The sequence below is a fragment of the Piscirickettsia salmonis LF-89 = ATCC VR-1361 genome, from assembly GCF_000297215.2.
Lineage (GTDB): Bacteria > Pseudomonadota > Gammaproteobacteria > Piscirickettsiales > Piscirickettsiaceae > Piscirickettsia > Piscirickettsia salmonis.
In genome coordinates, this window is sequence record NZ_AMFF02000021.1 from 127,060 (window position 1) to 137,032 (window position 9,973).

General features: G+C 41.3%; 11 protein-coding genes. 9 read left to right on the forward strand and 2 right to left on the reverse strand.

Translation table 11 applies throughout. The features are described from left to right. Window positions 1-156 precede the first annotated feature (156 nt). Both C200_RS03525 and hfq read left to right on the forward strand, forming a co-directional pair. A complete protein-coding gene (locus tag C200_RS03525; protein WP_016210940.1) occupies window positions 157-1,344 on the forward strand; it encodes a multidrug effflux MFS transporter in 1,188 nt (395 codons plus the stop codon). Window positions 1,345-1,435: 91 nt separating this feature from the next. Then, window positions 1,436-1,717: an RNA chaperone Hfq gene (gene hfq, locus C200_RS03530; RefSeq protein ID WP_016210937.1), complete on the forward strand. Its 282-nt coding sequence runs from the start codon at window positions 1,436-1,438 to the stop codon at window positions 1,715-1,717. A gap of 85 nt (window positions 1,718-1,802) precedes the next feature. Here the strand turns inward: hfq and C200_RS03535 are convergent, their stop codons facing one another. Together C200_RS03535 and C200_RS03540 are read right to left on the reverse strand one after the other, a co-directional pair. Continuing rightward, a complete protein-coding gene (locus C200_RS03535; RefSeq protein WP_032126309.1) occupies window positions 1,803-2,480 on the reverse strand; it encodes a TIGR00153 family protein in 678 nt (225 codons plus the stop codon). Between the two features lie 46 nt (window positions 2,481-2,526). Beyond that, on the reverse strand, window positions 2,527-3,786 hold the full coding sequence (locus C200_RS03540; RefSeq protein WP_032126310.1) for an inorganic phosphate transporter: 1,260 nt from the start codon (window positions 3,784-3,786) through the stop codon (window positions 2,527-2,529). Between the two features lie 197 nt (window positions 3,787-3,983). On the opposite strand from C200_RS03540, the gene C200_RS03545 reads away from it, so the two are divergent. The 7 genes from C200_RS03545 to C200_RS03575 all read left to right on the forward strand — a co-directional run bounded on the left by C200_RS03545 (window position 3,984) and on the right by C200_RS03575 (window position 9,758). After that, complete coding sequence (locus C200_RS03545) at window positions 3,984-5,033, forward strand: FAD-dependent oxidoreductase (RefSeq protein ID WP_016210941.1); 1,050 nt, start codon at window positions 3,984-3,986, stop codon at window positions 5,031-5,033. Window positions 5,034-5,111: 78 nt separating this feature from the next. Then, the gene (gene lgt, locus C200_RS03550) at window positions 5,112-5,918 is read left to right on the forward strand and encodes a prolipoprotein diacylglyceryl transferase (RefSeq protein WP_016210931.1); all 807 of its coding nucleotides are present in this window, start codon (window positions 5,112-5,114) and stop codon (window positions 5,916-5,918) included. Between the two features lie 37 nt (window positions 5,919-5,955). Further along, window positions 5,956-6,750: a thymidylate synthase gene (locus C200_RS03555; protein WP_016210936.1), complete on the forward strand. Its 795-nt coding sequence runs from the start codon at window positions 5,956-5,958 to the stop codon at window positions 6,748-6,750. A gap of 101 nt (window positions 6,751-6,851) precedes the next feature. Continuing rightward, a complete protein-coding gene (gene mtnA, locus C200_RS03560) occupies window positions 6,852-7,871 on the forward strand; it encodes an S-methyl-5-thioribose-1-phosphate isomerase (protein ID WP_016210944.1) in 1,020 nt (339 codons plus the stop codon). 46 nt (window positions 7,872-7,917) lie between these two features. After that, window positions 7,918-8,529: a methylthioribulose 1-phosphate dehydratase gene (locus C200_RS03565; RefSeq protein WP_016210942.1), complete on the forward strand. Its 612-nt coding sequence runs from the start codon at window positions 7,918-7,920 to the stop codon at window positions 8,527-8,529. Between the two features lie 3 nt (window positions 8,530-8,532). Then, the gene (gene mtnC, locus C200_RS03570) at window positions 8,533-9,219 is read left to right on the forward strand and encodes an acireductone synthase (RefSeq protein ID WP_016210943.1); all 687 of its coding nucleotides are present in this window, start codon (window positions 8,533-8,535) and stop codon (window positions 9,217-9,219) included. Further along, a complete protein-coding gene (locus C200_RS03575; protein WP_016210935.1) occupies window positions 9,216-9,758 on the forward strand; it encodes a 1,2-dihydroxy-3-keto-5-methylthiopentene dioxygenase in 543 nt (180 codons plus the stop codon). Before mtnC ends, C200_RS03575 begins: the two co-directional genes overlap by 4 nt. Window positions 9,759-9,973 lie beyond the last annotated feature (215 nt).

Here is a 9,973-nt window from a genome sequence, read left to right on the forward strand (position 1 = left end):
GACAGCGCTTAGTCAAGTAATGAAGTCAATGTCAGAAACTATTCGTTGAGCGCTATAATAGCTAATTGATTAGTTAATCGATTAGTTAAGGGGTAAAGCGCTATACTTTATGGTTATATCAGCCAAGGTTATTTAATTTATTTGGAGTGAGCAAAAATGGTGGGAAAAAGCACCTTTCTTACCGTTATCATGTTATTTCCATTAAACTTTATTTCAGCTATGGCCATGGATATGTATATTCCCTCGATTCCGGATTTATTGGTTTTGTGGCCGGATAAAGCGCTGTGGGTACAAGGGAGCCTCGGTATTTTTATTTTAGCCGTGGGACTTGGGCAAATTGTTGTTGGGCCGTTGAGTGATGCTCTTGGTCGTTTAAAGATTATTTATAGTGGTTTTTTCTTATATATCAGTGCATCTGTATTAACTGCACTTTCTCCGAGTGCTGAGTGGTTGGTTGGTGCACGTTTTATTCAAGGGATGGGGGCGTGTTGTTGCATGGTTGCAGCCAATGCGATTGTTCGCGATATCTATGAAGACGAGCGTGGTGCACAGGTGATGAGCTATATTTCAAGTGCGGTGGCTTTAGCTCCGGTTTTTGCACCTTTTATTGGGAGTTATTTATCCTGGCAGATGACCTTTTGGGTGCTGGCTGGTTGTGGTGTCTTATTGTGCTTGCAAATGTTACTGGGTTTGCAAGAGACTTGTGTTAGGCGTCAGGTAAACTTGCTTAATTTTAAAAGCTGTTTAGCTGTGTATCGTCAGTTAATTTTTCATCGACAATTTTTTCTCCATAGTATAATTAGTCTATGCAGCTTTAGTATTTTATTTTTATTTTTTTCTTTTTCGCCTTATTTACTTATTGATCAGTTAGGCTTAGCTAAGACCGAGTTTGGTTATTGGTTTGGTTTAAATGCCCTGGTGTTGATGGTTATGAGCTTTATTGGTGGCTTTGGTGTGAAATATGTCAGCATTCGCTTTTGGATGGGTTTAGGGGTGTTGTGTATGTTAGTTGGTGGTTTTACGATGATGATTTGGCTATATTGCAGCACGAGTGTAAGTTTGACCGCGATTATGCTGCCAATGTTTATGATTAGTACAGGCATCGCCTGGACGGTATCCCCTGCTGTTGTCGGTGCAATGATGCCTTTTGGTCATATTGCTGGTTCTGCCGCGGCTCTTTTAGGCTGTATTCGCTTTGCGGGCTCTGCGCTGTTGGTCACCTTGATGATGACTTTAGGCCCCAGCAGTGCTGTGTATTTTGCTAGTTGTATCTGCAGCTTGGCTTTGATTGCATTGTTTGGTTGTATTTTCATTATTAAAAGCAGGCAGACTGTTGTATATTGATAGCAAGTGGGGCAAAAGCCGAAAATCGATAATTAACGGTGCCGAAAGACAGAGCAAGGCGCGGCCACCAGTATGGACTAAGGGCAAATAGATGATGAGTAAAAAAGATAACGACAAGCAACAAAGTATCAGTTGCCAAGATAAATTTATTGAACAGCTGATTGAAAAGGGTGAGGAGGTTAATATCTTTTTGATCGGTGGGCAGCGTATGACCGGTAAGATTATTCAAACCGATCGCTTTATTGTCATGATAGAAGATCAACGCAAAAGTCCAATGATGATTTATAAACACGCAATCTCAACAATTTGTGAACAAGGCTATCATAAAAACCATGCGAATACGTATGGGCAAAAACGCCGCGATACATTCTAAGTTAGCTTAAATCACTATCGTTCTGGCCATGTAGATATTTATTTTACCTGCATGGCGTTCTTTTATTTTGTATATTTTTCGGTTTTTAATGTGCAAATAAGACTTCTAGTTTAGCGCCGACACTGCGTGCTAATTGAGCAATTTCTATCGTATAGTCAAAGAGTTTATAAATAAACATGGTATTGACCGGCGGTAATTCATTTTCCAACTTCAATAAGGCCAAAGAGGCGTGTTCGTAAAGCTCACGTGCTTGCTCTTCTGTATGGTCTAAATCGGTGACCATGGTTTCGACAATGTTTGACTCGTGTTTGGTAAAGCCTGCGTCCATTAGATCATCAAGTTCGCGAATGACGACGTGGGCTTGTTCGACCGCGGCTAAGCTGTGTGTTAAAAACTTGAGGTATAACGTAGTAACGGGGGCCGGTAGCTGCATTTTACGGTTAAATATTAAAGATAAAATGTCTTTATTTTTATCAATAATCTTATCTTGAGTTTTAATCAGGTCGAGCAAGTCAGTGCGTGCAACGGGTAAAAATAAGCCTTTGGGCATGTGTGTGCGGATATCACGCAGTAACTCATCGGCCTGCTTATCATTGGTTAAAATTTTGTCTTTTAATTGCTCTGCATGTTCCCACTCCTGTGAGAATGCTAGGCGACAAAATTCAACTAGTAATGGACTGATATTGGCCACCTGTTGCATATGCTCTTGTAGTGGCAAGAAGGGTGAGCGGCGAAACATATTTAGTAAAGGGGTGCTTGGCATTGCTTTTTAATCCTTTTTTTGTCTTTTCTTTAAGCATATGGGCATTTTAACATCCAGCGAGTGCACGGAAAATATAAAAATAGATAACGGCAAAGGTTGCTCCGGCGGGTAGGGTGATCACCCACGACATGAAAATATTACGAATCACGTTTAAGTTGAGTGCAGTTAAGCCACGGGCAAAGCCGACGCCAAACACGGCGCCGACTAAAATTTGGGTGACTGACACCGGAATACCGGTGGTGGTTGCAATTGAGGAGGTCATCGCTGCAGAAAAAATAGCGGCAAAGGCACGAGAGGGTGTGAGTTGAGTGATATTCGAGCCAACGGTTTGAATAACGCGGCGACCATACATTAAAAAGCCGACAATCACCCCAGCGCAGCCTAAGCCAAGAATCCAAGGTGGCATATTGCTGGTTGGGCTGAGTGAGCCGGATAGTGCGGTATCAACAACCGCAGCCATGGGGCCAACAGCGTTAGCTACATCGTTTGAGCCGTGAGCGAAGACCATGGCACAGGCGGTGAGCATGGTTAAAGGTTTAAACATATGCTCTAGTAGTTGGAATTCATGGCGGCGTGCCGCCCCTTCTAGCTTGCGTTTTTTTATAAAGCTACGGGTAAAGCGCGCGAGGGCAATATAGATGATGATGGCAAATGCAAGAGTCACTCCAAACTGCAGGCGCAATGAGTGTTTCCCAAAATGTTGCAAAATATGCTCAACTAATAGACTGCCAAAGATAAGGGCAAACAAGAGGCCATAACAGGGAATCGCATGCATGGCGCTTTTAGCTGGATGAGATTTGGCGAAAATAATTTTTTGAATACTGGTAAAAACAAGAAAGGCACAGGCTCCGGCCAGTAAAGGGGAAATAATCCAACTCAGTGCAATCGTACCCACGGTATCCCAATGGACCGCATGAAAGCTGATAGTGATGGCACCAAAGCCGACAATTGCCCCAACGATCGTATGAGTAATTGATACTGGGAGGCCAAAATAGCTGGCCGTTAGCATCCAGCTAAATCCAGCGAGCAAGACGGCAAGCATGCCGTAAATAAACAATTGTGGCTCGCTTGATAAAAGATTGAGGTCGATAATACCATTTCTTAGCGTATTAGCGACATTACCACTAGCAAGGTAAGCACCGGCAAACTCAAAAATAATGGCAACGATAATCGCTTGTTTTACGGTGAGTGAACGCGAGCCCATCGAGGTGCCGAGGACATTAGCGAGGTCGTTGGCACCAACGCCCCAGGTCATACAAAAGCCGAAGATACAGGCAAGAACAGTAAATAAAACTACATTTTCCATCAAAATAAAGCACTTATACACGGTTAAGGGTTAATTAACTATGTGCATATTAGATTGATCAGGCGGGTTTTGCAAAAAAACATGGGAATTAACCGATCAATATTGATGATGGTTGTGATGAGTGATAGCTATTTTACTAAAGCGGAAAGCTTGTATAAGCTGGATTTAGTTTGGGCTTTATAGATCAGGGAGCGTATATGCAACAGAAGGTGATGGCATGGGCAGTGGTGGGCGCGGGTCCTGCAGGTATTGCCGCAATTGCAAAACTACTGGATTTTGGTGTGCTTGCCAGTGAAATTTTATGGTTAGATCCGACGTTTACTGTTGGTGATTTTGGTACAAAATGGCAGGAAGTTTCAGGCAATACGCGTGTTAAATTTTTTACTCGCTTTCTTGAAAGTAGCTCATATTTTTATTATCAGGAAAACAAAGATCGATTTGCTTTAAGCCGTATGGACCCAGAGGCGATTTGCTTATTAAAAGACTTAGTCGATCCATTATCTCAGATTACAAGTAACTTGCGCCAAAAGGTAAAGGTATACAGTGTAGCGACAACCGTCAATGAGCTAGCATTAAGCCAAGGCAGCTGGCAGCTGGCAACGTCTGCGGGTTTATTTAGAGCTAAGCAGGCTATTTTAGCGACAGGCGCCATACCAAAGAGTTTGATACATGAGGGCCTTGAAGAAATTAGCTTGGAAAACGCCTTGCATCCACAAAAGTTACTCAAATCATGTCAGCAACACGATCAGGTTGCTGTTTTTGGTTCTTCTCACTCTGGTATTTTAGTGATAAAGGCATTATCTGAATTGGGTGTGAAAAAAATCGTTAATGTTTATCAGCGTCCATTACGTTTTGCTGTGCCGATAGATGACTGGATTTTATTTGACAATACGGGGCTTAAAGGCACGGCAGCAGCATGGGCACGTCAGTATATTCATGGTGATCTGCCTAATAATTTAGTTCGAGTACATGCAGAAAGTGATGCTGTAGCCAGTGAGTTAATCTCATGTAATAAAGTGGTTTATGCCATTGGTTTTAAGTCACGCTATCCAAAGGTTTTGGGCTGTGAAACAGTGGTGCACAATCCTCATAATGGCATTATTGCACCGGGTTTATTTGGTTTAGGGATTGGCTTTCCTGAACGTGTAACTGATCCTTATGGCCATCAAGAATTTAATGTCGGTGTATTAAAATTTATGAATACGCTAATACGGATGATGCCCTTATGGTTGCATTATCCGGCTTAGTGTTTAGCTGCCCTGTGTAGAGCTCCGATTGCATTGCTGCTAGAATGTGACTGGATTTTGTAAGTTGAGGAAATCAAGATGCTGATCTACCCACAGATAGACCCGATTGCTGTGAGCCTTGGACCGATTAAGGTGCACTGGTATGGCCTGATGTATTTGTTTGGCTTTGTTATGGCCTGGCTGCTGTGTAATTATCGAACTAAGCGCTCACATGGCTGTTGGAGTAAAGAACAAGTCGGTGATGTTATTTTTTATGGTGCGTTAGGTGTAATCCTCGGCGGCCGCATTGGCTATATTTTATTTTATGACTTTGGTCACTTTATTGATCACCCGTTGGTTATTTTTCAGGTGTGGGATGGTGGTATGTCCTTTCACGGCGGACTCATTGGGGTGATTCTTGCGCTAGTGTTATGTGGGCGTAAATTTAATAAGACATTATTTGAGCTCACTGATTTTGTCGCGCCGGTGGTGCCGATTGGTTTGGGAGCTGGGCGTATTGGCAATTTTATTAATGATGAGCTGTGGGGGCGAGTGACGGATAGCCCACTAGGCATGGTGTTTCCAAGTGGTGGCCCACTGCCGCGTTATCCATCACAATTGATCGAATTTTTATTCGAAGGTGTTATTTTATTTGTAATTCTCTGGTTGTATTCGAGTAAATCTAGGCCACGCATGGCTGTTTCAGCGTTATTTTTATTATTTTATGGTCTGTTTCGCTTTGGTGCAGAATTTTTTCGCCAACCGGACCCGCAGATGGGCTATATAGCGTTTGATTGGCTGACGATGGGGCAGCTATTATCCGCACCAATGATTATTCTCGGTGTATTATTATATGGCTTTGCTCATTATCGAGCCAAGCAGTCAAGTAATCAAGTAATCAAGTAATCAAGTAATCAAGTAATCAAGGTTAGAGGGTAATATCATGCGTACTTATTTAGATTTAATGCAACGCGTGCTGGAGACGGGGGCGGAGAAAACCGATCGTACGGGTACGGGAACACTGAGTGTCTTTGGTCATCAAATGCGCTTTGACCTGTCGGCAGGCTTTCCATTGTTAACTACTAAAAAACTGCACTTGCGCTCGATTATTCATGAATTGCTGTGGTTTTTAAAGGGTGAAACTAATATTGCTTACTTAAATGAAAATAAGGTCCGTATTTGGGATGAGTGGGCCAATGCCGAGGGCGATTTAGGGCCGATATACGGTGCACAGTGGCGGTCATGGGCGGGCGCGGATGGCAAAACAATTGATCAAATGACTCAGGTCATTGAGCAGATTAAAATTAATCCAGACTCACGTCGCTTAATTGTTAGTGCCTGGAATGTGGCCGAAATTGAGAAGATGGCCTTACCGCCTTGCCATGCGTTATTTCAGTTTTATGTGGCAGAGGGTAAATTATCGTGCCAGCTGTATCAGCGTAGCGCCGATATTTTCTTAGGTGTACCGTTTAATATTGCATCTTATGCCTTATTAACCTTGATGATTGCACAGGTGACTGGTTTAGAGCCGGGGGATTTTGTCCATACTTTAGGTGATGCACATCTATATTCAAATCATTTAGAGCAGGTAAAAACTCAGTTACAGCGTGATTGCCGTGGTTTGTCGATGATGAAGATTAATCCAGAAGTTAAAGATATCTTTGATTTTAAATATGAAGATTTTATTTTAGAAAACTATGACCCACATCCACATATTAAAGGCGCGGTGGCGGTGTGATTTTTTAATGTTCTAACCTGTTGTCTATCGGTTAATTGTAGCTTGGGTTAAGCATTACTTACTTATAGAGCTTATTATTTTATCTGAATTTAGAGGTTTTGATGCAGGACTTATTATCAACGGCATTGCGCTATGAGAAAAATAGCCTTTATATTCTTGATCAAACACTGTTACCGCATAAAATGCAATGGTTAGAGTGTTGTGATGTTGATACGATGACTGAAATTATTCAGTCGTTGAGGGTTCGTGGTGCACCTTTAATTGGTATTGCCTGCTCTGTCTTGGTTGCTCATTTAGCAGCGCAGGGGATGGAAAAACGTGAGTTAATAAGTGCAATTGCTGTGCTGAAAGCATCACGACCGACAGCAGTTAATTTAATGAACAACCTTCAGCAGATGACATTGGCATTGAAGGTTGAAAATTATCGACAAGCGTTAATAAAAACAGCTGAAAAATTGTTTTTTGAAGATGTTTTATTGTGTCAAAAAATGGCAGAGAATGGAGCTAAGTTATTAGCTACACAGCAAAATTTACTAACGCATTGCAATACAGGCAGTTTAGCGACAGTGGGTATGGGGACAGCTCTGGGTGTTATCCAACAGGCGCATACAAACAACGATAATATCCATATTTATGTTGATGAGACTCGGCCATTGTTGCAAGGTGGGCGTTTAACCGCCTGGGAATTATCTCAATTAAATATTTCAAATACAATTATTTGCGACAATATGGCAGCAAGTTTAATGGCGCAAGGCCAAATTGATGCTGTATTGGTCGGAGCGGATCGTATTGCAGTGAATGGTGATTTTGCTAATAAAATTGGTACGTATAATCTGGCAGTACTTGCGCATTATCATGATATTCCGTTTTATGTTGTCGCGCCTTATACCACCGTGGACTGTGATTGCTTACATGGTGAAGATATTCCGGTTGAGCTGCGTGATGGCGACGAGGTGCGTGGTGTTAAAGGAGCATTTGGTAAAATAGTATGGAGTCCAGCAGAATCGCAGGTTTATAATCCCGCATTTGATGTGACACCTGCTCAATTAGTTACGCGGTGGATTCTAGATACGGGTGTGTTTGGGCTAGACGATATTAAAGCAGGTGTCTTAGCAAAGTAGTGATGTGATTGATTGGGTTATATTGATGCAATTTGAAGAGTAAGTTATGCAAAATAATAATGACGTGGTGAATCAATTAATTACTGCAGGTGCGTGGATTAGTGAAAAAGGTTGGGTGCCTGCGACGGGAGGTAACTTTTCTGCTCGTCTAGCCAATGGTGTTGTTGTGACGGCCAGTGGTTATGATAAAGGTTGCTTGACTGAAGCTAGTTTTTGTCAGTTTGATTTAGAAGGTAATCAATTCACTGGAACAGGTAAACCTTCTGCAGAAACAGCCTTGCATTTAGCAATCTATCAGTTAGATGATCATGCAAAAGCGGTCTTGCATACCCACTCTATCGCAGCGACAACACTTTCTCGGTATATAGCAGAGAGTCAGTTGGCGATACATGGCTATGAGATGCAAAAATCCTTAGCGGGTATTCAGTCTCATTTAGAAACGATCAATATTGCTATTTTTGATAATGATCAAGATATTGATGCATTGGTGGGTAAAGTAAATAAAGCACATGCTAAAAAACCACTTCGTCATGGTATTTTAATCAGAGGGCATGGTTTATATGCCTGGGGAGACTCTATCCTTGAGGCTCGTCGTCACTTGGAAGGTTTAGAATTTTTATTTATGTGTGAACTAGAGCGTTTTAAATTACAAGGTTAATTCATGATCAAAGCAATTTTAACTGATATTGAAGGTACAATCACGCGTATCTCTTTTGTAAAGGATGTGCTATTCCCTTATGCTGAGAAGCAATTACCTGAGTTTATTCATTGTTTTTGCGAAACTCCAGAGGTCTTTGCACAGTTAGATGCGGTGAAAAATGAGATTAATAATCAGCAGGCAACGATAGCTCAACTGATAGACACTTTATTGGCCTGGATTCGTGAAGATAAAAAAATTACCGCATTAAAACAGTTACAAGGCATGATTTGGGAGAAAGGTTATCAGCAGGGTGACTTTACTGGGCACTTATATAGTGATGCAGTTGAATTTATTCGCGAGCAGTGTAAGCGTAATATCCCTGTCTATGTTTATTCTTCAGGGTCAGTAAAAGCGCAGAAGTTATTATTTAGTTATTCTGATTTTGGTGATATTTTGGAATTATTTAGTGGGTTTTATGATACAAAAATAGGCGGTAAAAAAGAAATGAAATCTTACCAAAATATTATTGAAGAATTAAATATTCAGGCTGAAAACGTGTTATTTCTATCTGATATCGCAGCAGAGCTCGATGCGGCTAAACAAGCAGGCTTAAAAACCTGTCAGTTAGTCCGAGATAATCAAAAACCCAGTAAGCATCATCCTTGGGTGAATAACTTTAATAAGTTTATAATACAGGATTATTCGTGAGCCAATTAACGATATTTCATGCTAATAATAGCCATCAGATGATTTTTCAAAGCTCTAATCAACGGGAGATTTCGAGCCAGTTGGCTCATGTTGGTATTCGTTTCGAGCAGTGGCAAGCGCATGCCAAAGTGAGTGCTGAGGATAGTGAAGAGCATATTTTAACTATGTATGCTGAGGATATTCATCGGTTAAAAAAACAAGGGGGTTATCAAGCCGTTGATGTTATCTCTTTAGATAGCTCTCATCCAGATAAGGCTCTATTAAGGCAAAAATTTTTATCAGAACATACGCATAGTGAAGATGAGGTAAGATTTTTTGTCAAAGGCAAAGGCCTGTTTTGCTTGCATATTGATGATAAAGTCTATCAAGTTTTATGTGAGCAAAACGATTTGATCTCGGTGCCAGATCACGTTGCACATTGGTTTGATATGGGCAGTGAGCCTGAATTTACAGCGATTCGTTTATTTAATAATACAGAGGGTTGGGTGGCTGAGCTTACTGGGTCTAATATTGCGAAAAGATTTCCCTTGCTTGACTAATTTCCATTTGAGTTTTGCCGTGAATGTATAAAAAAGCCGCTACGAGTTGCCGACTTTTTTAAGTGATAACTCACCTTACGCACTGATATGATAAACAATGTATAATGAAATCTGATAGATACAGGGATTTCATCAGGAATGAATAAAGAGCTACTGGATATTTATAGCGACTATCGCTGCGAGCCATGGAGTGCTAAGCACGGGGTGAGTAGGCC